This is a genomic window from Streptomyces pyxinae (assembly GCF_024756275.1).
GTDB lineage: Bacteria > Actinomycetota > Actinomycetes > Streptomycetales > Streptomycetaceae > Streptomyces > Streptomyces pyxinae.
In genome coordinates this window covers 73,507-95,817 of sequence record NZ_JANUGQ010000012.1, presented here as the reverse complement: position 1 = coordinate 95,817, position 22,311 = coordinate 73,507, and the positions used below count along the sequence as shown (strand labels likewise).

15 protein-coding genes are annotated in these 22,311 nt (G+C 74.5%); 10 read left to right on the top strand and 5 right to left on the bottom strand.

What is annotated here, in order from left to right; translation table 11 throughout:
* Positions 1 to 192 precede the first annotated feature (192 nt).
* Complete coding sequence (locus tag NX801_RS15830; protein WP_258788361.1) at positions 193 to 1,506, top strand: alpha/beta hydrolase; 1,314 nt, start codon at positions 193 to 195, stop codon at positions 1,504 to 1,506.
* A 116-nt stretch (positions 1,507 to 1,622) separates the two neighbouring features.
* Positions 1,623 to 1,976 (top strand): hypothetical protein, encoded by a 354-nt coding sequence (locus tag NX801_RS15825; protein ID WP_258788360.1) that lies wholly within the window; start codon positions 1,623 to 1,625, stop codon positions 1,974 to 1,976.
* Between the two features lie 255 nt (positions 1,977 to 2,231).
* Here NX801_RS15825 and NX801_RS15820 read toward each other — a convergent pair whose 3' ends face one another.
* Entirely contained in the window at positions 2,232 to 3,389 is a 1,158-nt protein-coding gene (locus NX801_RS15820) for a C40 family peptidase (RefSeq protein WP_258788359.1), read from the bottom strand.
* Between the two features lie 470 nt (positions 3,390 to 3,859).
* Here NX801_RS15820 and pcrA point away from each other — a divergent pair, with 470 nt between their 5' ends.
* Positions 3,860 to 6,346 (top strand): DNA helicase PcrA, encoded by a 2,487-nt coding sequence (gene pcrA / locus NX801_RS15815; protein WP_258788358.1) that lies wholly within the window; start codon positions 3,860 to 3,862, stop codon positions 6,344 to 6,346.
* 77 nt (positions 6,347 to 6,423) lie between these two features.
* On the opposite strand, the gene NX801_RS15810 is transcribed toward pcrA, so the two are convergent.
* Both NX801_RS15810 and NX801_RS15805 read right to left on the bottom strand, forming a co-directional pair.
* Entirely contained in the window at positions 6,424 to 8,229 is a 1,806-nt protein-coding gene (locus NX801_RS15810; protein ID WP_428986155.1) for a M23 family metallopeptidase, read from the bottom strand.
* A 225-nt stretch (positions 8,230 to 8,454) separates the two neighbouring features.
* A complete protein-coding gene (locus NX801_RS15805) occupies positions 8,455 to 9,225 on the bottom strand; it encodes an esterase/lipase family protein (RefSeq protein WP_487403419.1) in 771 nt (256 codons plus the stop codon).
* 626 nt (positions 9,226 to 9,851) lie between these two features.
* Between NX801_RS15805 and icmB the strand changes: the two genes are divergently transcribed.
* Positions 9,852 to 10,265, top strand: coding sequence for a coenzyme B12-dependent isobutyryl CoA mutase small subunit (gene icmB / locus NX801_RS15800; protein ID WP_258788356.1), 414 nt, complete (start codon positions 9,852 to 9,854; stop codon positions 10,263 to 10,265).
* 98 nt (positions 10,266 to 10,363) lie between these two features.
* Here the strand turns inward: icmB and NX801_RS15795 are convergent, their stop codons facing one another.
* Both NX801_RS15795 and NX801_RS15790 read right to left on the bottom strand, forming a co-directional pair.
* Positions 10,364 to 12,037: a DUF5691 domain-containing protein gene (locus NX801_RS15795; protein ID WP_428986154.1), complete on the bottom strand. Its 1,674-nt coding sequence runs from the start codon at positions 12,035 to 12,037 to the stop codon at positions 10,364 to 10,366.
* 222 nt (positions 12,038 to 12,259) lie between these two features.
* Positions 12,260 to 13,606, bottom strand: coding sequence for an SWIM zinc finger family protein (locus tag NX801_RS15790; protein WP_258788355.1), 1,347 nt, complete (start codon positions 13,604 to 13,606; stop codon positions 12,260 to 12,262).
* 197 nt (positions 13,607 to 13,803) lie between these two features.
* Between NX801_RS15790 and NX801_RS15785 the strand changes: the two genes are divergently transcribed.
* The 6 genes from NX801_RS15785 (at position 13,804) to sucD (ending at position 22,200) form a co-directional block, all read left to right on the top strand.
* On the top strand, positions 13,804 to 14,241 hold the full coding sequence (locus NX801_RS15785; RefSeq protein WP_258788354.1) for a hypothetical protein: 438 nt from the start codon (positions 13,804 to 13,806) through the stop codon (positions 14,239 to 14,241).
* A 475-nt stretch (positions 14,242 to 14,716) separates the two neighbouring features.
* Positions 14,717 to 15,823, top strand: a complete 1,107-nt coding sequence (locus NX801_RS15780; RefSeq protein ID WP_258788353.1) for an ATP-binding protein — start codon at positions 14,717 to 14,719, stop codon at positions 15,821 to 15,823.
* On the top strand, positions 15,820 to 18,552 hold the full coding sequence (locus NX801_RS15775; RefSeq protein ID WP_258788352.1) for a DUF5682 family protein: 2,733 nt from the start codon (positions 15,820 to 15,822) through the stop codon (positions 18,550 to 18,552). Before NX801_RS15780 ends, NX801_RS15775 begins: the two co-directional genes overlap by 4 nt.
* On the top strand, positions 18,549 to 19,769 hold the full coding sequence (locus NX801_RS15770) for a VWA domain-containing protein (protein WP_258788351.1): 1,221 nt from the start codon (positions 18,549 to 18,551) through the stop codon (positions 19,767 to 19,769). The genes NX801_RS15775 and NX801_RS15770 overlap by 4 nt, the downstream gene beginning before the upstream one ends.
* 348 nt (positions 19,770 to 20,117) lie before the next feature.
* A complete protein-coding gene (gene sucC / locus NX801_RS15765) occupies positions 20,118 to 21,296 on the top strand; it encodes an ADP-forming succinate--CoA ligase subunit beta (RefSeq protein ID WP_258788350.1) in 1,179 nt (392 codons plus the stop codon).
* Positions 21,297 to 21,315: 19 nt separating this feature from the next.
* Positions 21,316 to 22,200, top strand: a complete 885-nt coding sequence (gene sucD / locus NX801_RS15760) for a succinate--CoA ligase subunit alpha (RefSeq protein ID WP_258788349.1) — start codon at positions 21,316 to 21,318, stop codon at positions 22,198 to 22,200.
* Positions 22,201 to 22,311: the final 111 nt, after the last annotated feature.

Genomic DNA, 22,311 nt, shown 5'->3' with positions numbered 1-22,311 from the left:
GGTTCCCGGTCTGTCGGGGTGCCGGTCCGGCGGCCGTCGGCCGGCCCGGGGTGCTGGTGCCACCGGCCGCCGACCGGGCCCGGACCCGGGTCGGTACGACCATCACATGAGCCATGATGTGACCCAGTCGGTACGGACAATCGGTACGGACGACGCAACCGGTACGACGGCCGCCCCCTCCTAGTAACCGTGATGAGCCTGACGGGTACCCCCTTCCTCGTGACGGCGATCGTGCTGGCCGTGATCGCCGTCCTGCTGCCCCTGGCGCTGTGGAGCCGGCTCCCGGGACCGGCCGTCGTCCGGAACACCGGGCGGCTGGGCATGGTGCTGTTCGCGCAGCTGACGGCGGTCGTCGCGGTCTTCGTACCGGTGAACAACGCCAACAACCTGTACGAGAGCTGGGACGATCTGCTCGGCACCGGCGACCATGTCACCGCCGCGGCCGACCTGGGGCCCGACGGGACCGGCGGCAAGCGGGTGGCCGATCTGCCGAAGGTCCGGCAGAGCTTCGAGCCGGCGGACGACCCGGTGGTCGGTGACGGGGTGCGCCGCACCACCCTGAAGGGCCGGATCTCCGGGGTGGAGGCCGAGGTGTACGTCTGGCTGCCGCCGCAGTACGACGACCCGGCCTACCGCGACAAGAAGTTCCCGGTGGTCGAGGTGCTCAACGGCTTCCCCGGCTCGCCCAAGGCGTGGTTCGGCTCCATGCGGAGCAACCAGCAGCTGGAGCCCCTGATGCGCAACGGCAAGGTGGCGCCGTTCATCCTGGTCGCGCCGCGGACGACGCTGCTGGGGGACACCGACACCGGCTGCGCCAACATCCCGGGCAAGGTCAACGCCGACAGCTGGCTGAGCGTCGATGTGCGCAAGATGGTCGTCGACAACTTCCGGGTCACCGACCGGGCCGACGACTGGGCCGTCGCGGGCTACTCGGCCGGGGCGCACTGCGCCATGAAGCTGGCCGTCGCCCATCCCGACCGCTACCGGTACGCGATCGCGCTCTCCGGCTACACCGACCCGGCGGCCGAGCGCGCCTCGCTCACCGGCAAGGACCCGAAGCTCCGGCACTCCGAGAACCCGCTCAACATGTTCAAGCTCGCCAAGACGCCGCCCCGGATCAGCATGCTCTTCACCGGCGACGGCTTCGACGGCTACAACCAGGGCATCGGCTTCCAGGAGGCCGCCGAGCCGCCGACCCGCATCGACGTCCACCGGGTGGTCGGCGGCCACCGGATGGACACCTGGCGGGAGCAGGTCCCGTCCGTCTTCCGCTGGCTGACCAAGCGGTACGCCGCCGACGCCGCGGCCGAGGGCCGGGATCCCCTGCCGGGCCCGGTCACCGGCGGCGGTACGGAGCGGGTTCCCGGCGTCCCCGGCGGGCGGGACGGCGGTCCCGGTGCCGGCACCGGCCGGCCGCCCGGGCACGCGCCGGGCCACGCCCCGGGGGCCGGCCGGACCGACGGGCGCCCGGGAGTGGCCCCGGCCGTCCGGCTGACCGGGGCGTAGGGCCGGGGCGTAGCGCTTCGGGGCCCGTGGGTGGCCGGCGGGGCGCCGGAGGGTCGTGGTGAAGATAGGTTCACCTGACCGGAGCGGCCCGATATGGCCCCGTTAGGCTCCGCCGCATGGACGTCCTCACCCATGTGCTGGTTGCCCTGCACATCATCGGTATCGCCGCCCTGCTCGGCGGATTCCTGGCCCAGCTGAAGGCGGTGGGCGCCGGCGCGGCGCGGTTCACCCCGGCCATGCTGCACGGCGCGCTCACCATGCTGATCACGGGCGTGGCCCTGGTGGGGGTCCACCAGGCCGAGGGCCACACCCTGAACAACATCAAACTCGGGGTGAAGCTGGCGCTGCTGGTCGTCATCCTCGGCCTGGTCTACGTCAAGCGCGACGAGGAGCGGGTGGACAAGGGCTCCTTCGCCGCGGTGGGCGGGCTGACCGCCGCCAATATCTTCATCGCCACGCTCTGGGTGTGAGCCCCGGGCGCCCGGCACCCGGGCGCCCAGCCTCCGGGTGCCCAGCCCCGGGTGCCCAGCCCCGGGCGCCGAGCCTCCGGGCCGGTCCTCCGGTCCTCGGGGCCGGTCCTGCGGGCCGGGGCCCTGTTCTCCGGGCCGGTCCTCCGGGCCGGAGCTCGGTCCTCCGGCCGGGACGCCGGCGCCTCGGGCCGGGGCCCTGTTCTCCGGGCCGGGACGGGGCCGTAGCCCGGTTCCGGCTCCGGCCCCGTCGGCGGCTCAGGCGGGACGGACCCCGCCGTAGACCGGCAGATGGTGGATCGACTCCTCGCGTACGTTCGTCCCGGGACCGGGCGCGTGGATCATCGTGCCGTCGCCCTGGTAGACGCCGACCCGACCGAGACCGTCGTCGAAGAAGACCAGATCACCGGGGCGGAGGTCCGCCACCGCGACCCGGGCGCCGGCTTTCGCCTGGCTCCAGGCCGCCCGGGGCAGCTCCACCCCGGCCGCCCGCCAGGCCGCCCGCGCCAGCCCGGCCCCGTCGTACGAGCTCGGCCCGGTGGCGCCCCAGACGTACGGCTTGCCGAGCTGGGCGCGGGCGAAGGCGAGCACCTTCCCGGCCCGATCCGCCCTGTCCGCCCGGTCCGCCCTGTTCGTGTGTCCGTCCCCCCGGGCCGGGCGCGGGCCGGCCCCGAGCGGTACGTCCGCCCCGGGCGCGTCGGCCCCGTACCCGGTGGCCCGGCCGGCTCCGGGCGCGGCGGCCGGGGGGAGCTGCCGGTGGCGGGCGTCGGCCGAGTGCCGGGCCAGCAGGATCCGGGCCACGGCCAGCTTGTCCTGGGCGCTCTCCTTGCGTATCCGGAGGGTCTCCCGCCCCGGCTCGTCCGGCTCGTCGTCCGGCCCGCCCGCTTCCGCCGGTCCGTCCTCCGGTCCTTCCGTCTCTTTCGACCCTTCCGGTCCTTCCGTCTCCCCCGCTTCTCCCACGGCCTCCGGTGCCGTGCCCGGCTCCGGCCCGGCGGTCCCGGCCATCCCGGCGGTCCCGGTGGTGAGCGCCCGTACCGGCTCCGGTCCGGGCGGTGCCGCCACGGCGGCCGGCGCGGCGACCGGTTCCGCCACCGGGGCGCTCCCCGGCAGCGGGCGCGGGGCGGCCGGGGGCAGGGCCGGCGCGGGGGCGCCGGCGGTGAGCCGGGCGGTGCCGTACGGGCGGCCGGTGGCGGCGGCGGTACCGGCCTGCCGGTACAGATCGGTGACCTTCTGCCGCACCTCCTCGACCGTCGGCCGGGACGGCGCGGCCGGAGCGGCGGGCGCGGCGGCCGCGCTCTGGGCGGACAACAGGGTGACGGAGGCGATCGCGGCCGTCGTGACCCCGACGGCGGGGGAGTGACCGAGGGGGCGCGCGGTACGGCTGCGCGGCTTGCGATGCGACGCCAAGGCCGGCATCTCCTTCCGTGGGCCGCCTACCGGGTGGACCGGCGGGTCCGGGCGGGCGGAAGACGCCCCGTGGTCGCCGCCGCGCGGCGCCGTCCGGCGTGGGCGGCGGGCGGCGGGACGGCGGGGTCGGTTCCCCCCGGTCCCGCGTGGTCCTGCGTGCGGGTCCTCGGTTCCGGACGGCCCGGAGGCAGCCGGATTCGGCGTGGGCGGCCCGGTTGGCGCTCTTCGCCGATGGTGAACGAGCCGCTTGGGCGAGCACGCTAGCCAAGCTGTGGTGGTGCTGTGAAGGATGATGTTCGATATGCCCGATACTTTTTCGTGACCTTCGGATGCCGGTGGTGCCGCGTACGCGAGGAGTTACGGATACCGGCAGGTCGGGCCGGGGATCCTGCGGTCGGCACGGTGATCCGGACAACGTTCGCGTTCGGTTCCGGTCTCCGGTCCCGGCTGTCGGTGCGGCGGCCTAGACTCGTGAGGCGATGAGCAGCCTCTTTGACGACAGCTTCCTGGCGGACCTGCGGAACCACTCCGGCGACCCCGGCCACGCCGAGCAGCCCCCGCCGCCCGAGCCGGACGAGCACCCCGGCGAGGAGGTCCCGCACGACCTCTTCGACGGCCGGTACGACGCCCCGCCCGCCCGGGACGCGTACTACCGCGACGGCGCCCCGCGCCCGGCGGTGGACGCGGCGGCGCTGCTGGAGGGGCTCAACGAGCAGCAGGGCGCCGCCGTGGTGCACACCGGGTCCCCGCTGCTCATCGTGGCCGGGGCCGGGTCCGGCAAGACCCGGGTGCTCACCCACCGCATCGCCCATCTGCTGGCCACCCGGCACGTCCACCCCGGCCAGATACTGGCGATCACCTTCACCAACAAGGCCGCCGGTGAGATGAAGGAGCGGGTGGAGCAGCTCGTCGGCCCGCGCGCCAACGCCATGTGGGTGATGACCTTCCACAGCGCCTGCGTCCGGATCCTGCGCCGGGAGTCCAAGCGGCTCGGCTTCACCTCGTCGTTCTCGATCTACGACGCGGCCGACTCCAAGCGGCTGATGGCGCTCTGCTGCCGGGACCTGGACCTCGACCCGAAGAAATTCCCGCCGAAGTCCTTCAGCGCCAAGGTCTCCAACCTCAAGAACGAGCTCATCGACGAGGAGACGTTCGCCGATCAGGCAGCCGGGGGCACCTCCCAGACGGAGTCTGGGGGAGGCTTCGAGAAGACGCTGGCCGAGGCGTACCGGATGTACCAGGCGCGGCTGCGCGAGGCCAACGCCCTGGACTTCGACGACATCATCATGACCACCGTCCATCTGCTCCAGGCGTTCCCGGACGTGGCCGAGCACTACCGGCGCCGCTTCCGGCACGTCCTGGTGGACGAGTACCAGGACACCAACCACGCCCAGTACACCCTGGTCCGCGAGCTGGTCGGCACCGGATACGAGGACCAGGGCCCGGCCGAGCTGTGCGTGGTGGGCGACGCCGACCAGTCGATCTACGCCTTCCGGGGTGCCACCATCCGGAACATCCTCCAGTTCGAGGAGGATTACCCGGACGCCACCACGATCCTGCTGGAGCAGAACTACCGCTCCACCCAGACGATCCTCTCCGCCGCCAACGCGGTCATCGAGCGCAACGAGAGCCGCCGTCCCAAGAACCTCTGGACCAACGCCGGGGCCGGGGCGCGGATCACCGGCTATGTGGCCGACACCGAGCACGACGAGGCGCAGTTCGTCGCCGAGGAGATCGACCGGCTGACCGACGCGGGCGACGCCAAGGCCGGGGACGTGGCCGTCTTCTACCGGACCAACGCCCAGTCCCGGGTCTTCGAAGAGGTCTTCATCCGGGTCGGACTGCCGTACAAGGTCGTCGGCGGGGTGCGGTTCTACGAGCGCAAGGAGGTCCGGGACGTCCTGGCCTACCTCCGGGTGCTCGCCAACCCCGAGGACAGCGTGCCGCTGCGCCGGGTCCTCAACGTCCCCAAGCGGGGCATCGGGGACCGCGCCGAGGCGATGATCGACGCGCTGGCGCTGCGCGAGAAGATCAGCTTCCCGCAGGCGCTGCGGCGGGTGGACGAGGCGTACGGCATGGCCGCCCGGTCGGCCAACGCGGTGAAGCGGTTCAACACCCTGATGGAGGAGCTGCGCACCATCGCGGACTCGGGCGCCGGCCCGGCGGTGGTGCTGGAGGCGGTCCTGGAGCGGACCGGCTATCTGGCCGAGCTCCAGTCCTCCACCGACCCGCAGGACGAGACCCGGATCGAGAACCTCCAGGAACTCGCCGCCGTGGCGCTGGAGTTCGAGCAGGACCGGGCGGAGGACGAGGGCGCCGGCACGCTGGCCGAGTTCCTGGAGAAGGTCGCCCTGGTCGCGGACTCGGACCAGATCCCGGACGAGGACGAGGAGGGCGCGGGCGTCATCACCCTGATGACGCTGCACACCGCCAAGGGCCTGGAGTTCCCGGTGGTCTTCCTGACCGGCATGGAGGACGGCGTCTTCCCGCACATGCGGGCGCTCGGCCAGACCAAGGAGCTGGAGGAGGAGCGGCGCCTCGCGTACGTGGGCATCACCCGCGCCCGGGAGCGGCTCTACCTCACCCGCTCGTCCATGCGCAGCGCCTGGGGCCAGCCGCAGTACAACCCGCCGTCCCGGTTCCTGGAGGAGATCCCGGGCGCCCATCTGGAGTGGAAGCGCACCGGACCGATGGCCAAGCCGGCCGGACCGGTCTCGGGGATCGCCTCGTCGCTCTCCTCCTCGCGCTCCCGGTCGAGCGGCCCCTCGGGCTTCGCCACCCGCCGTACCTCGGACAAGCCGGTGATCTCGCTGGCCGCCGGGGACCGGGTCACCCACGACCAGTTCGGTCTGGGCACGGTGGTGACGGTGACGGGCACCGGCTCGGACGCCCAGGCGACGATCGACTTCGGCGACGAGAAGCCCAAGCGGCTGCTGCTGCGGTACGCGCCGGTCGAGAAGCTGTGACGTGACGTGACGTGACGTGACGTGACGTGACCGGCCGGGCCGCTCGGGCCCGGCCGGCCGGTCCGGTCCGGCGTCCGTTATGACGTGGGGTCGAGCCCGTGGCTCCGGAGCCACGGCAGCGGGTCGATGGCCGAGCCGCCGCCCGGGCGCACCTCGAAGTGCAGGTGCGGGCCGGTGGAGTTGCCGGAGTTGCCGGAGTAGGCGATCACCTCGCCCGCCTTGACCTCGCCGGAGCGGAACTTGGTGCTGCTCAGATGGCAGTACCAGGTCTCGGTGCCGTCCTTGGCGGTGACGATGGCCATGTTGCCGTAGGCACTGTTCCACTGCGTCCGTACGGTGCCGTCGGTGGCGGCCATGACCGGGGTGCCGTACTGCACCGGGAAGTCGATACCGGTGTGCAGCGACATCCAGTTGACGCCGGCCTGGCCGTACCGGGCGCTGAGCTGGTGCAGGGCGACCGGGAGGGCGAACTTGGGGCGCAGCGCCTCGCGCCGGGCCGCCTCCTCCTCGCGCTTCTTCTTCTCGGCCGCCTGGCGGGCCTTCAGGTCGATGCGCTCCTGGGTGCGGCTGGCGCGGTCCCCGAAGTCGCGGGCGTCGGCGCTGAGGGCGGCGAGCTGGGTGTCGAGCGCGCTGTTGGCGGCGACCGACTGGACGGCGGCCGGGTCGGCGGCGGTGACCACCTTGTCGTCCGTGGGCTCGGCCGGCGCGCTCTTGGCGAGTCCGCCGACGGAGGCGGCGGCGATCCCGGCGACGCCCATGACACAGGCCGAGGGCACGGCGACGGTCAGCAGCGCGGACCGCTTGGCGGGGGTACGGCGCCGGCCCCGGCCGCCGCCCGCTCCGGAGCGCCGGGCGGTACGGGCGCCGACGGCGGTGGCCGCCGGGACGAAGGCCGCCGACTCGGCGTCGTCGCCGGGCTCCTGTTCGGCGTCCGCACCGGCCCCGGCCTCGAACTCCGGGCCGGCCGGCTGCTCCCCGTCCGGCTCGGTCAGGTCCAGTGCCTCGAAGGTGGCGGTGGTGGTGAGCGCCTCGAAGGCGGCGGTGGACTCGGCCGCCGGCTCGTATCCGTCGTGGCCCCCGGGCGCCTCGTGCGGCGGCTCGTGGTGCGCGTCGTGCCCGGCCTCGGCTCCGGGGGCGTACGGCGCGGAGGCGTACTGCCCGGGGACGGCGTAGCCGCCCGTCCCGGTGTCCGGCGAGGCGTAGTTCCAGGCGGTGGCGTCATAGGCGCCGGTGTCGAAGGCGGCGGTGTTCCACTGCCCGGTCTCCCCGGTCTGCCCGGTGGTCGCGGCCGTCCGCTGCCCCTGACCCGGGGAGGTGTCCTGATCCTGGGCCCGGTCCCGCACCTGCTCCTGAACCGCCTGCCGGGCCTCGGCCCAGGCGCCGGCGTCCCACTGACCGGTGTACTCGGCGTACTCGGTCCTGCCGGTCGCGGACGGGTCCCACGACGAGGCGCCGTTGGCCGAAAGGGACCACTGGCCGGTGTCGTAACCGCCGGTCTGCTCCGGGGCGTAGTCCTGTCCCTGCGGGTGAACCCCGTGGTTTCCGGCCGGTGTTCCCGGGAAGGCGCCGTACAGCGGGTCGTACGCGTAGCCGCCGGCCGGGAAGGTGCCGGTGTCGCCGTCCACGGCGCAGTCGGTGAACCCGGCGAAGGTGCCGTAACCGGTGCCGCCGATGGTGTCCCCGGCGGCGAGGGCGCCGGTGTCGTAGCCGCCGGTGGTCCCGGTGACGTCAGAGGTCCCGGGGCCGGGAGTGGTGCCTGTGCTGCTCGCGCTGCCAGTGCTGCCGGAAAAGGCGGGGAACCCGGGAGATCCGGGGAATCCGGGGAACTCGGAAAAAGGAGTCCCGTCTCCGGCGTACCCGGCGTGGGGGTGCTGGTCGTTCACCAACTTCTCTCTCGCCTCGGCAGCAGGACCAGCTCTGGGCATGACCGGGGGCGGGCACTCCAGAGGGGGAAGCAGTGGGCGCGACTGTACCCGGCGGTATGCGCGAGCGACAATCTTCCGCCGGGTTTGATCCTGTGAGAAACGGGCATTCGGCCGCCTTTCGGCGGAGTGCGGGCACAGCCTTGGCCTTACGTTCGAGCTGTGTTCGATCCCCATTCGGGTGTATCAGGCCACCGACGCGGAATCTCCGGTTCCGGCGGACGGCTGAACGGCCTCCAGTGCCTGGCGCACGGCGACCGCCACCGCCGGATGGACCGGCAGCGCGAGATGGCCCACCCCGCTGACCCGCACGTTCTCCGACATGAGGTCCGGATGGTCGAGCCGGGCCGTCTCCACCGGGACCATCACCCGGTCCAGATCGCTCCAGAAGCAGACGAAGCGCGTACGGCACTCCGGCGCCGGCTCGGCCAGCTCCCGGAGCACGGCCGAGCCCGGGCGCATCTGGCGGACCAGCGGGTGGGCGCCGGCGAACGGGGCGACGGCGGTTCCGGAGTGCGGAGTGCCGAGGGTGACCAGGGTGCGCACCCGCCGGTCGCCGCCGAGCCGCTGGACGTAGTAACGGGCTATCAGCCCGCCGAGGCTGTGCCCGACGATGTCCACCCGCGCCTGGCCGGTGCGGGCGCAGATGTCCTCGACATGCCGCCCCAGCAGGCCGGCGGCGGTGCGCAGATCGGAGGTGAGCGGCGAGTAGTTGAGGGATTCCAGGTGGCGCCATCCGTGCCGGGCGAGCGACCGCCGCAGCAGCACGAAGACCGACCGGTTGTCCACGAAGCCGTGCAGCAGCAGGGTCGGCACCCGGTTGTGTCCGGCGAGCTCCCGGCGGCCCCGGGCGGACCGGCGTTCGGGCGCGATGCCGGTCGGATAGAGGAGCAGATGCCCGGCGAGGATCGCCACCTCCAGGGCGGTGGCCCGTAACAGCGCGGCCGACGGCACCAGGCCACCGGGCAGTGCGAGCGCCGGGAGCGGCGGGGCGAACCGGCTCGGCGGGGCGAACCGGAGCGGCGGGACGAACCGGCTCGGCGGGACGAACCGGACCGACGGGACCGTCGGGAGACGGGGGAGCGCCGGGGAGCGGGAGAGCGGAGAGAAGCGTATGAGAGAGGAGAGGCGGTCGGGACGGGAGAGCGGCCTGAGGTGACCGGGGTGCGGAAACGGCCCGGGACGACCGAGGCGCGTGAGCGGTCCGAGAGTGCCGGGTCGCGTGAGCGGTACGAGGTGGCCGGGGGCGGAGAACGGAAGGAAGGCCATGACGAACCCCTGTGCCTGCCGGGGGCCGTGAACGGAGGGGGATGGGCCGCCGTACCGCCCTGCCGAGCGGCTGTGGGCACGGTGATGCGGCGGCCCCGTCGCGGCTCCCCGGCGGGCGTCCGAAACGACGGTCCCGGAGACCGGCGGGACGGCGGCCGTGCCACCTGTGCGGCGGCGCTGACTGCCGGTGATGATGTCCCTCATGTGATTTCCCCCTCGGTGTCCTCCGTGAAACGGCCGGGTGCGGGATGCTGTGGATAACGTTCGTTCACTTCCCAGGCAACGGTGCCCGGGGGACGCATGTGGAGGCAGTGATGGGTGTGACCGGTCCGATCCGCGTGGTGGTCGCCAAGCCGGGCCTCGACGGGCACGATCGCGGCGCGAAGGTGATCGCGCGTGCGCTGCGGGACGCCGGTATGGAGGTCATCTACACGGGACTCCACCAGACCCCCGAACAGATCGTGGACACCGCCATCCAGGAGGACGCCGACGCCATCGGCCTCTCGATCCTCTCGGGCGCGCACAACACGCTGTTCGCCAAGGTGATCGAGCTGCTGAGGGAGCGGGACGCCGAGGACATCCAGGTCTTCGGCGGCGGCATCATCCCGGAGGCGGACATCGAGCCGCTGAAGAAGCTCGGCGTGGCGGAGATCTTCACCCCGGGCGCCACGACCACCTCCATCGTGGAGTGGGTCAACGCCCATGTCCGCGCCACCTCGGAGACCTGACCCCGCCCCCGCCCGGCTCCCGGCCGGGTCGCCCCGACGCCTCGTCACCCCGGCCTGGGCCGTCGTCGCCTCCTTTCGCTTCCTCCCCGTCCCCCGGCTCAGGGCGCGGCGGGGGACGGGATGAGCTCGGCGAGCATGGCGGCGCGGAGGCGCAGGGTGGCGACCAGGCGCTGGAACGCCTCCGCCCAGTAGTCGCCGGACCCCGGCGAGGCGCCCTCCCGCTCCCCCGGGGCGCCGGCCGGCAGCTCCAGCCGCTCCGCCTCGCCCGGGTCCAGGCACCGCTCGGCCAGGCCCATCACCCCGCTGAAGCTCCAGGGATAGCTGCCCGCCTCCCGGGCCGCGTCCAGGGCGTCCACCACGGCCCGGCCCAGCGGCGGTGACCAGGGCACCGCGCAGACGCCGAGCAGCTGAAAGGCGTCCGACAGGCCGTGCGCGGCGATGAAGTCCGCTACCCAGCGGGCCCGTTCGCCGGCCGGCAGCACGGCCAGCAGTTTCGACCGCTCGGCCAGCGAGGCGGGCGGAGTGGCCGGCGGACCGAGCAGGGCCCGGGCCCAGGCGGGGTCCCGCTGCCGGACGGCCGCCCGGCACCAGGCCCCGTGCAGCTCCTCCTGCCAGCCGTCCGCGACCGGAAGCGCCACGAGCTCCGCCGGCTCCCGGTCACCGAGCCGGCCGGACCAGACGGCGAGCGGGGTCGCCTCCACCAACTGGGCGAGCCACCAGGAGCGTTCACCTCGCCCGGCCGGTGCGGCGGCCACCACCCCGTCCCGCTGCATGGCGGCGTCGCACTCGTGCGGTGCCTCCACCATGACGGTCGCCGGGCCGCTCGTACGGTCCAGGGCCACACAGCCGGCCGCCCGGTCGGCCATCCGGGCCGCGAGCGCCGAGTGCGGCAGTGCCGACAGCAGCTCGGCGGCGGTGGCCCGGACATTGCGGCTGCGGTCGGCCAGCGTCTGCTCCAGGAAGGGTTCGTCCGGGTCGGCGAGCCCGTTGCGCAGCGAGTCCAGGAACATCAGCCGGTCCTCGGCCCGTTCGGCCGACCAGGTGGCGGCGAGCAACTCCCGGGCGGCGGCCGGGTCGTCGGCGCGTACGGCGCCGAGCAGGGCGACCCGTTCGGCGAACAGGCCCTCGTCCCAGAGCCGCCGCACCGCGCCGGTGTCGGCCGGGGAGGGCAGGGCGCCCGCCCCGGAGGCGCCCCGCAGGGCGAACCGCCACTCCGGGTTGAGCCGGGCGAGCCAGAGCGCCCGGGGCCCGGCCAGCGCCAGCGCCCCCGGCCGCAGATCGGTACGCGCCCGGGCGGCGTCCAGCAGGGCGGGCAGCGCGGTCGCCGGGGCGCGGTAGCCGTACTCGTTGGCGGCGGCCAGCCACTGCGGCAGCAGCTCGGTGAGGTCGGGTGCGGTCCCGCGCCGCCCGCCGCTCCCCTGGCCCGCGCCGGCCCGGTCGGCCAGCAGCAGGGTGAGCCGCCGCGCGGCCGCCCCGGGCAGCGCCGGGCGGTCGTCGCGCGGGGCCGGCTCGGGCACGGGTGCGGCGGGCGCGGGCAGCAGCCCGGCCCGGCGCCGCACGGTGTGCAGGGCCGCCGCGTCCAGCAGCACCACCGGCGCGTCCCGCCCTGCCGCCGGGCCGTTCGGGCCCAGCAGATCCGGGGCCGGGGCGCGGCGATCGGTGCCGAGCAGGGCCATGGTGACGAGGTCTTCCCAGGTCGTGGTGGTGGCCGTGGCGGTTTCCGGGACGGTCGTGTCCGGGGTGGTGGTCGTGGTGGTGTCCGGGATGGTCATCGGGCCTCCATGGTCGCTCCGTCGGCGGATTCTCCGGCCGGGGTCCGGCCCCGCCGCCCAGCCGCCGGGCCGGCTGTGCGGCCCCTCTGCCGGGCCGCCGGGCCGCGGTGTCCCGGGCCGCCGGGTGTGGTCCCCGGTGGGCGTCCCGGGGGGTGTGTCCAGGGGTGCGCGGGAGCACGCTCGGACGCGTTCCGAAGGGGTTACGGGCGGACTCGGGACGGCTCAGGTGAGCGGAACCGCCCCGGTGGCCTCCGGTGACCAGGCGGCGAGCGGGGTGAGGCCCCGGTGGCCGCAGAGTCCGAAGACGGTGACCGGCGCCCCGCCGGAGAGCGCGGCCAGCCGCCAGAGCGCGGGCCGGGCGAGCGCGGCCGGCGCCACCGGGAGCGCCGACCCGCCGTCCGCGTCGGCCAGTTGCCAGCCGCCGTCCGGGACAGGCCCGGGTATGACCCCGGTCAGCGTCACCGGCCAGGCGTCCAGCCAGGGGTCGTCGGTCAGCGCCCGCCCATAGGCGGCGAGCGCGTCCGCGACCGGGCCGCCCGGAGGCGGGACGGCACCGGGGACGGGCGGGCCGAACTGCTCGCCCAGATCGGCCCGGAGCTGTCCGGCGCCCGGGTGCGGGGTCAGCTCGGCGTCGATCACCGTCCCGGCCGGCGGCCCCGGCTGCGGGGCCCGGCCCGCCGCCCCGAAGGAGAGCAGCAGCGCCGTACGCCCGCTCGCCGCGCCGTGCAGCCAGGTGCGCCGGGTGGTGAGCCGGCCGTCCCAGGAGTCGTACCGCGCCAGCACCGACCAGCGGTCCCGCACCGGTGGGGCGTCCACCGTCGCGGTGAGGCCGACCCGGGTGCGTACCGTGGCGGCCAGCGGCTCCGGCAGCCGTTCGACCTCCAGCCAGGCCCGGTCGAGCAGATGGGTGAGCGCGCACTCCTCCAGGAGCCGACCCGGCCAGCCGGGGCCCGAGCCCGGTATCGCCCCCAGCTCCCGGACCCGGCCGGCCAGCCCGGGCGCCTGCGCGTCGACCATCCGGGCCGCCGTCTCCTCCCAGGGTCCGTAACCGCCCCGGTCGGCCGAGGCCAGCCCGCCCCGCAGCAGATCCGCGAGCCGCTGCTCCAGCTCCTCCGCCCCGGCGGTGATCCGCGCCGCCCGCTGCTCGGCCCGGCGCCTGGCCGCCGCAGAATCCACCGTCTTCACCGTCCGCCCGCCGGCCTCCCGGGGCCGCTCGGACCGCTCGTGGCGGCCGGCGAGCCACTGCCCGGCCCACTCCGGCACCTCCCCCTCGGGCACCGCCGCCCCGTCGGCCGCCCACAACAGCAGCAGCCCGAGCGCGTGCTTGCACGGGAACTTCCGGCTCGGGCAACTGCACCTGTACGCCGGGCCGGTGGTGTCTATCACCGTCTGATAGGGCCGGCTGCCACTGCCCTTGCACAGCCCCCACACGGCGCCCTCCCCGCCGCTGCCCGTCTCCGACCACGGCCCGGCCGTGCCGAGCCTGCCGCCCGCTCTGCGTGAGGCGTCGTCAGGAGCCAGAGCCAGCACCTGTTCCGCCGTCCAGCGCGCCCCCTGCTGCTGATTCATGGGAACGACCGTACGACCAGCCACTGACAACGGCCCCGGCCTGCGGGTTTCACCCTCCAGCCCCCTTGGTCGCACCGCCGGACTTTGCATGCGCTTTACTGTTCGTCACTGTCGTCCGGCCGATCCCGGCCGGGACCGACTCGTACAGGCTCAGGCCGGCCCGCGCCGGCTCGCGCCGACTCATCAGGGGGTATCCGATGAACCGCATCAGCCGCGCCATGGTCTCGATCTGCGCCGCCGGGGGACTGGCGCTCGGCCTCGGCGCCTGCTCGCAGGTGGCCGACGAGGCGACCAAGCAGGTGGACAAGGCCGTCGACGAGGCGGTCGACACGGAGTACGAGGTCACCTACGAGGTGGGCGGCACCAAGGTCGACTCGATCCAGTACAACGCGGGCGGCGGCACCGCGGCCGACCCCGAGATGGAGACGGTGGAGAACCCCGCGCTGCCGTGGAAGAAGACGGTGAAGCTGCGCGGCATCGAGGCCCCGCTCGTCCTCCCGGTGGCCCTGGACGCCACCGGCTCCGGAAAGGTCACCTGCAAGATCGTCCACCAGGGCAAGGCGCTGGTCGAGAAGTCCGGCGAGGGCGTCCTCTCGGCCGGCGGCTGTGTCGCCGTCTCCCCGGCCGTCGGCTGACCGGGAGCTCCGGGGCGCGTGAGGGCCGCCCGCCCAGAGAGCCGAGCGGACAGCGCCCCGCGCACCGTCCGGGCCGACGGCATTCCCGCTCGCGGGCACGGCCGGTGACCGGCGCCGGGGACGGTGCACTGGAGACGGACGACACGGCGGCGGTCACACCGGTGACGGCGCCGGTCGTCACCGTCGTGGCTCCGGCGGGCCCGGCCCTCGTGGCACGCACTTCGCCGCGGACCCGGCGTCGGGACCATCGCTTCGACGCGGGCCCGGTCGGTGTGGGTATCACCCCGGCGGGGCCCGGTCGGTGTGGGCGTCACCTCGACGGGGCCGGTCGCGGCGGTCGTCGCTCCGGCGCGGTTCCGGTCGCGTCCGTTCGTGCCAAATGTGCTTCCCATCTGCGGAGACGACGGATTGTCAGTGGTGTGGTGCACGGTGATTCCCACACCCGGTCGCACACGATCTGGAGGGGGACACGACCGTGCCCGAAACCACCGAGACCACCCGAGCCGAGGCGCTCCGGCCGCACGCGGAGGAGGCGTTCGCCGATGAGCTGGCGGCGCTCGCGGCGGCCGACGACCGGCCGCGCCCGGCCCGTTGGCGGCTGTCGCCGTGGGCCGTCGCCACCTATCTGCTGGGCGGCACCCTGCCCGACGGTACGGTGATCACACCGAAGTACGTCGGGCCGCGCCGGATCGTGGAAGTCGCCGTCACCACGCTCGCCACCGATCGGGCGCTGCTCCTGCTCGGTGTCCCCGGCACCGCCAAGACCTGGGTCTCCGAGCATCTGGCCGCCGCCGTCAGCGGGGACTCCACCCTGCTGGTGCAGGGCACCGCGGGCACGCCCGAGGAGGCGATCCGGTACGGGTGGAACTACGCTCAGCTGCTCGCCCACGGCCCGAGCCGGGACGCGCTGGTGCCCAGTCCGGTGATGCGCGCCATGGCCGAGGGGATGACCGCCCGGGTCGAGGAGCTGACCCGGATCCCGGCCGATGTGCAGGACACCCTCATCACCGTGCTGTCCGAGAAGACCCTGCCCGTCCCCGAGTTGGGCGAGGAGGTCCAGGCGGTGCGGGGGTTCAACCTGATCGCCACCGCCAATGACCGCGACCGGGGTGTCAACGAGCTCTCCAGCGCGCTGCGCCGCCGGTTCAACACGGTGGTGCTGCCGCTGCCCGCCACCGCCGAGGCCGAGGTGGACATCGTCTCCCGGCGGGTCGACCAGCTGGGCCGGTCGCTGGACCTGCCGGCGGCGCCGGAGGGGCTGGACGAGATCCGGCGGGTCGTCACCGTCTTCCGGGAGCTGCGGGACGGTGTCACCAGCGACGGCCGCACCAAGGTCAAGTCCCCGTCGGGCACCCTCTCCACGGCCGAGGCCATCTCGGTCGTCACCAACGGCCTGGCCCTCGCCGCCCACTTCGGTGACGGGGTGCTCCGCCCCGGTGACGTGGCGGCCGGCATCCTCGGCGCGGTGGTCCGCGACCCGGCCGCCGACCGAGTGGTCTGGCAGGAGTATCTGGAGACCGTGGTCCGGGAGCGGGACGGCTGGAAGGACTTCTACCGCGCCTGCCGCGAGGTGAGCGCATGACCACCGCGGCCCCGACCGCCACCCGGCCCGCCGGCCCGCTGCTCCTCGGTGTCCGGCACCACGGCCCCGGCTCGGCCCGGGCGGTGCGGGCCGCGCTGGACGCCGCCGCCCCGGCCGCCGTGCTGATCGAGGGGCCGCCCGAGGCGGACGCCCTGCTGCCGCTCGCCGCCGACGAGGGCATGCGCCCGCCGGTCGCGCTGCTGGCGCACGCGGTGGACGATCCGGGCCGCGCCGCCTTCTGGCCGCTGGCCGCCTTCTCGCCCGAGTGGGTCGCCCTGCGCTGGGCGCTGGAGCGGGGCGCCGCCGTCCGCTTCATCGATCTGCCGGCCGCCCACTCGCTCGCCCTCGCCGCCGACCCGACCTGGGGCGACGAGGAGGACGAGGCAGTGCCGGACGGGCCCGGCGGACCGGGCGCCGACCCCCGTGCGGTCCGGATCGACCCGCTGGCCGTGCTCGCGGAGACGGCCGGCTACGACGACCCGGAGCGCTGGTGGGAGGACGTCGTCGAACACCGAGCACACCGAGCGCACCGGGCCCCGCCGGTCCCGGGCGGCGGCCCGGGACCGGACGCGGCCGCGCCCAGGCCGGGCCCGGCCGCCGGCGATTCCTCCGGCCCCTCCGCCCCTTCCGGCTCCTCCAGCCCCGCCGACCCCTTCGCGCCGTTCGCCGCGCTCGCCGAGGCGATGGCGGTGCTGCGCGAGACCCACGGGGACGGCGGCCACCGGCGCGATCTCGTCCGCGAGGCGTACATGCGGCTCCAGTTGCGGGCCGCCCGCAAGGAGCACGGGGACGCGGTGGCCGTGGTCTGCGGCGCCTGGCACCTCCCGGCGCTCACCGCGAAGACCACCGTCACCGCCGACCGGGCCCTGCTCAAGGGGCTGCCCAAGGTCAGGGCGGAGCTGACCTGGGTGCCCTGGACCCACCGCAGGCTCTCCCGGCACAGCGGCTACGGCGCCGGCATCGACTCGCCGGGCTGGTACGGCCACCTGTTCGCCGCCCCCGACCGGCCCGTCGAGCGCTGGCTCACCAGGATCGCCGGGCTGCTCCGGGACGAGGACCGGATGGTCTCCTCGGCCCATGTCATCGAGGCCGTACGGCTCGCCACCGCCCTGGCGGCCATGCGCGGGCGCCCGCTCGCCGGGCTGACCGAGACCCTCGACGCCGTCCGGGCGGTCATGTGCGACGGCTCCGACGTGCCGCTGGAGCTGATCCGCGACCGGCTGATCGTCGGGGATGTGCTCGGCGAGGTCCCGGACGACGCCCCGGCGGTGCCGCTCCAGCGCGATCTCACCCGGCTCCAGCGCTCCCTGCGCCTCAAGCCCGAGGCACTGGAGCGCGAACTCGACCTGGACCTGCGGAAGGAGACCGACGCCGGGCGCAGCCGGCTGCTGCACCGGCTCCGGCTGCTCGGCGTCGGCTGGGGCGAGCCGGTGGCCGGGCGGTCCGGTACGGGCACCTTCCGGGAGAGCTGGCGGCTGCGCTGGGAGCCGGAGCTGTCCGTGCGGGTCGCGGAGGCCGGGATGTGGGGCACCACCGTGCTCTCCGCCGCCACCGCCCGGGCCGAGTCGGCCGCCGCCGGGGCGACCGCGCTGGCGGAGATCACCGCCCTCGCGGAACAGTGCCTGCTCGCCGCCCTGCCGGAGGCGCTGCCCGCGGTGCTCCGGGCGCTGGCGGACCGGGCGGCGCTCGACGCGGACGTGGGCCACCTCGCCGGGGCGCTCCCGGCCCTGGCCCGCTCGCTGCGCTACGGGGACGTACGGTCCACCGACACCTCGGCGCTGGCGGAGGTCGCCACCGGGCTGGCCCTGCGGATCTGCGTCGGCCTGCCGCCCGCCTGCGCCGGGCTGGACGCGGACGGCGCCGCCGCGATGCGCCGCCAGGTGGACGCCGTCCACGAGGCGATCCGGCTGCTCCCCGCCGGTGACGCCGCCGTCGGCACTGATGCCGGTGCCGGAGTGGACGGCGAGCCCCGAGCGGCGGCCGGTGCCGGTCCGGAGGCCGGTGCCGGGGTGGCCGGGCGATGGACGGCCGTGCTGCGGACGCTCGCCGGCCGGGAGAGCGTGCCCGGGCTGCTGCGGGGCCGGGCCGCCCGGCTGCTGCTGGACGACGAGCACCTCGGCGGGGAGGAGGCCGCCCGGCTGATGGGGCTCGCCCTCTCCCCGGGCACCCCGCCCGCCGAGGCCGCCGCCTGGATCGAGGGGTTCGCGGGCGAGGGCCCGGGCGGCTCCGGCGGCGGGATGCTGCTGGTCCACGACGAGCGGCTGCTCGGGCTGATCGACACCTGGCTGACCGGGGTGCCGGCGGAGGCGTTCACCGATGTGCTGCCGCTGCTGCGGCGCACCTTCGCGGCGTACGAGCCCGGCGTTCGCCGCACCCTGGGCGAGCGGGTGCGGCGCGGCCCGGCCGCCCGGGCCCCGTCCGGCGGCGCCGAGCCCGGCGCGCCCGGCTTCGGGCCCGGTCTGGACCCGGCCCGGGCGGCGGCCGTGGAGCCGCTGGTCCGCCGGCTGCTGGGCCTCCCGGCCGCCGGGGAGCGGGACGGCGGGGCGCGGAGCACCCCGGAGGACGAGGACGAGGACGACGGACGAGCGGCGGACGACGGACGAGCGGCGGACGACGGGCGGATGGGGGACGACGGGCGGATGGGGGAGGAAGAGCGCGTGGGGCAAGAAGGGCGAGCGGAGGCCGGGGGACGGCCGGCGGACGAGGGACGAGTGGGGGCGGGACGATGACGGGGCCCGAGGGGGCCGGCGGGACCGGGGCCGGGGCCGGGGACGAGCGGCTGCGCCGCTGGCGGATGGTGCTGGGCGGTGGGCCCGCCGACGGCACCGGTCGGGTGCTCGGTGGCCGGGACGCGGCGATGGACGCCACCCTGGCCGCGCTCTACGGCTCCGGATCCGGCTCCGGGGACGAGGGCGGCGCGGCGGGCCGGGGCGGCTCCGGTGGCCGGCGGTCGGCCGGGCTCGGCGGCTCGGCGCCGTCCGTCGCCCGCTGGCTGGGCGACATCCGTACGTACTTCCCGACCTCCGTCGTCCAGGTCATGCAGCGGGACGCCATCGACCGGCTGGGTCTCTCGGCGCTGCTCCTGGAGCCCGAGATGCTGGAGGCGGTGGAGGCCGACGTGCATCTCGTCGGCACCCTGCTCTCGCTCAACAAGGCCATGCCGGAGACCACCAAGGAGACCGCCCGGGCCGTCGTCCGCACGGTGGTGGACGACCTGGAGCAGCGGCTCGCCACTCGAACCCGGGCCACCCTCACCGGGGCGCTCGACCGCAGCGCCCGGGTGGCCCGGCCCCGGCACCGGGACATCGACTGGGACCGCACCATCCGGGCCAACCTCAAGAACTACCTCCCCGAGCACCGCACCGTCGTCCCCGAGCGGCTCATCGGCTACGGGCGCGCCGCGCAGGCGGTGAAGAAGGACGTGGTGCTCTGCATCGACCAGTCCGGTTCGATGGCCGCCTCGGTCGTCTACGCCTCGGTCTTCGGCGCGGTGCTGGCCTCCATGCGGTCCATCGCCACCCGTCTGGTGGTCTTCGACACCGCCGTGGTCGATCTCACCGACCAGCTGGACGACCCGGTCGACGTCCTCTTCGGCACCCAGCTCGGCGGCGGCACCGACATCAACCGCGCGCTCGCCTACTGCCAGTCGCAGATCACCCGGCCCGCCGACACCGTCGTCGTCCTGATCAGCGATCTCTACGAGGGCGGCATCCGCGACGAGATGCTGAAGCGGGTGGCGGCGATGAAGGCGTCGGGCGTGCAGTTCGTCGCGCTGCTCGCCCTCTCCGACGAGGGCGCGCCCGCCTACGACCGGGAGCACGCGGCGGCGCTGGCCGCGCTCGGGGCACCCGCCTTCGCCTGCACCCCCGACCTCTTCCCCGAGGTGATGGCGGCGGCGATCGAGAAGCGGCCGCTGCCGATACCCGACCCCGCCGCCCCGCGCTGACCGGCCCGGCCGTGCCGCGCCGACCGACCCCGCCGCCCCGCGTCGACCCCGGCCGCCCTGCGGTGACGGGCGGCGGGCCGGGCGGTGGGGCCGGTGGGACGGCGGTGGCGGCGCCCGCCGGGCGCCGGGGGCCGGGCCCGGCGGGCGTCGATGGCTGTGACAGTTATCACCGCGCGGGTGTGAGCTGCGATTTAGGGAGCCCGGGGTCACGGCGATAACCTGCGAGACGGACATGCCGCGTCCACGGACACCGTGTACGCCTCCCCTGTGACAGCGCAGTCACGTTGCCCTTCGCGGCACGCCCACGCAGACAACGAACCGCGATCTTCAGAAAAGGGACGGACGCGCGTGGACCTGTTCGAGTACCAGGCGAGGGACCTCTTCGCCAAGCACGGTGTACCGGTGCTGGCCGGTGAAGTCATCGACACGCCTGAGGCGGCGCGCGAGGTGACCGAGCGTCTCGGCGGCCGGTCGGTCGTCAAGGCCCAGGTCAAGGTGGGCGGCCGGGGCAAGGCCGGCGGTGTCAAGCTCGCCTCCTCCCCGGACGACGCGGTCGAGAAGGCCGGTCAGATCCTCGGCATGGACATCAAGGGCCACACGGTCCACAAGGTGATGCTGGCCGAGACCGCGCCGGAGATCGCCGAGGAGTACTACGTCTCGTACCTCCTCGACCGCACCAACCGCACCTTCCTGGCCATGGCCTCCGTCGAGGGCGGCATGGACATCGAGGAGGTCGCGGCTACCAAGCCCGAGGCCCTGGCCAAGGTCCCGGTCGACGCCCACGAGGGTGTCACCGAGGAGAAGGCGGCCGAGATCGTCGCCGCCGCCAAGTTCCCGGCCGAGGTCGCGGACCAGGTCGCGGACATCCTGGTCACCCTCTGGGAGACCTTCGTCAAGGAGGACGCCCTCCTGGTCGAGGTCAACCCGCTGGCCAAGGTCGCCGACGGCCGGGTCATCGCCCTGGACGGCAAGGTGTCCCTGGACGCCAACGCCGACTTCCGCCAGCCGGAGCACGAGGCCCTGGAGGACAAGGCCGCGGCCAACCCGCTGGAGGCCGCCGCCAAGGCCAAGAACCTCAACTACGTCAAGCTCGACGGCGAGGTCGGCATCATCGGCAACGGCGCCGGCCTGGTCATGTCGACCCTGGACGTCGTCGCGTACGCCGGTGAGGCCCACGGCGGCGTGAAGCCGGCCAACTTCCTGGACATCGGCGGCGGCGCCTCCGCCGAGGTCATGGCGAACGGCCTGGAGATCATCCTCGGGGACCCGGACGTCAAGTCCGTCTTCGTCAACGTCTTCGGTGGCATCACCGCCTGTGACGAGGTCGCCAACGGCATCGTCCAGGCCCTGGAGCTGCTCAAGTCCAAGGGTGAGGACGTCAACAAGCCGCTGGTCGTGCGCCTCGACGGCAACAACGCGGAGCTGGGTCGCAAGATCCTGTCGGACGCCAACCACCCGCTGGTGCAGCGCGTGGACACCATGGACGGCGCGGCCGACAAGGCCGCCGAGCTCGCGGCTGCGAAGTAAGGGACGAGGTCAGAAACACATGGCTATCTTCCTGACCAAGGAAAGCAAGGTCATCGTCCAGGGCATGACCGGTGCCACGGGCATGAAGCACACCAAGCTCATGCTGGGTGACGGCACCAACATCGTCGGTGGTGTCAACCCGCGCAAGGCCGGCACCAGCGTCGACTTCGACGGCACCTCGGTGCCCGTCTTCGGCTCGGTCGCCGAGGCGATGGAGAAGACCGGCGCGGACGTCTCCGTGCTCTTCGTGCCGCCGGCCTTCGCCAAGGCCGCCGTGGTCGAGGCCATCGACGCCGAGATCCCGCTGGCCGTCGTCATCACCGAGGGCATCGCGGTCCACGACTCCGCCGCCTTCTGGGCGTACGCCAAGGCCAAGGGCAACAAGACCCGGATCATCGGCCCGAACTGCCCCGGCCTGATCACCCCCGGCCAGTCCAACGCCGGCATCATCCCGGGCGACATCACCAAGCCGGGCCGTATCGGTCTGGTGTCGAAGTCCGGCACGCTGACCTACCAGATGATGTACGAGCTCCGCGACATCGGCTTCTCGTCCGCCGTCGGCATCGGTGGCGACCCGGTCATCGGCACCACCCACATCGACGCGCTGGCGGCCTTCGAGGCCGACCCCGAGACCGAGCTGATCGTGATGATCGGTGAGATCGGCGGCGACGCGGAGGAGCGGGCGGCCGACTTCATCAAGGCCAATGTGACCAAGCCGGTCGTCGGCTACGTCGCGGGCTTCACCGCTCCCGAGGGCAAGACGATGGGCCACGCGGGTGCCATCGTCTCCGGTTCCTCCGGTACCGCGCAGGCGAAGAAGGAGGCCCTGGAGGCCGCCGGTGTGAAGGTCGGCAAGACCCCGACCGAGACCGCCAAGCTCGCGCGCGCCATCCTCGAGGGCTGATCCGGGCCACGCCTGGCATCACCCGAGCACGACGGACGGGCCCGCCCCCGGGAACTCCCGGGGGCGGGCCCGTCCGTGTCTCCGTGTCTCCGTCTCCGTGCGGGTGCGCGG